The organism is Curtobacterium sp. B8 (assembly GCF_000333315.1).
Taxonomy (GTDB): domain Bacteria; phylum Actinomycetota; class Actinomycetes; order Actinomycetales; family Microbacteriaceae; genus Curtobacterium; species Curtobacterium luteum.
Genome location: NZ_BACW01000460.1, coordinates 1 through 1034 on the forward strand (window position 1 = coordinate 1; position 1034 = coordinate 1034).

The window sequence follows — 1034 nt, forward strand, 5'->3', positions numbered from 1 at the left end:
CGTCGCACTGTCCGGGCCGTCCGAGCTCGTGTTCTCGGGCGACCTCACAGTCTGACGGGCGGGTCCGGACGCGGACCTCAGTGCGCTCACGGACCGGGATCCCGACGTCGAACCAGGCGGAGCCCGCGGTTCGGTGTCGGTTCCGGGGTTCGTCGCGTGCCCGACTCGCGACGCGACGCGACGCGAGTCGGCCACGCGACGATCGTGACGTGCGCGCGACGATCGCGACGTGTGCGGGAGCGTGATCGACGGGCGGCCTCGCCACAGCCAGGAGGCCCGTGGTGCGGCACCGACGTCGGTGACGCTCCACGGGCCTCCAGTCCGGAACGCGCGGAGCGCGCGGCCCCGTCTCTACGCGCCGCGCTGCACCCGGATGACGCGGAAGCCCTTGTCGGTCGACGCTCGCGTCACCGTGAAGGCGTCGTCGAGCGTGTCGCGCAGCCAGCGTTGCAGCGAGTCGCCGCCGAGGTCCTTGGACACGACCAGCCAGGCGTCGCCGCCGACCTCGAGCCGGGGCAGCCAGGTCAGCAGGATGTCGTGCAGCTCGTCCTTGCCGACCCGGATGGGCGGGTTCGACCAGATCGTGCGGAAGCGCAGGTCGGCGGGGACCTCGTCGGGCAGGGCGACCGTGACGTTCGTCGCCCCCGCGGTGGCGGCGTTGGAGCGGGCCAGGCCGAGCACGCGCTCGTTGACGTCGACGCCCCACACCTCGGCCTCGGGCGACTCGAGCGCCATCGTGATCGCGATCGGACCCCAGCCGCATCCGACGTCCAGGAGCGCCCCGGAGGCCGCCGGCGGCGGCACCGAGCCGAGGAGGACCCGGGTGCCCCGGTCGACACCGTCGGCGCTGAAGACCCCGGCCGCGGTCGCCAGGGTGAGGTCGCGACCGGCGAGCGTGACGTGCACCTGGCGCTCGCGGAGCTCCGACGAGGGGTTGGCGGAGAAGTAGTGGTCGTTCGCCATGGATGAACCGTAGCGGCTCACCCGTGTGTCCCGGGCGTGGCGGAGGTACCCGTGGACAGGATGACGGAACC

General features: G+C 73.1%; 1 protein-coding gene. It reads right to left on the minus strand.

Features of this window, described 5'->3' with window-relative positions:
- Positions 1 to 351: 351 nt before the first annotated feature.
- Positions 352 to 963 (minus strand): class I SAM-dependent methyltransferase, encoded by a 612-nt coding sequence (locus I59_RS11885; protein WP_022904056.1) that lies wholly within the window; start codon positions 961 to 963, stop codon positions 352 to 354.
- Positions 964 to 1034 lie beyond the last annotated feature (71 nt).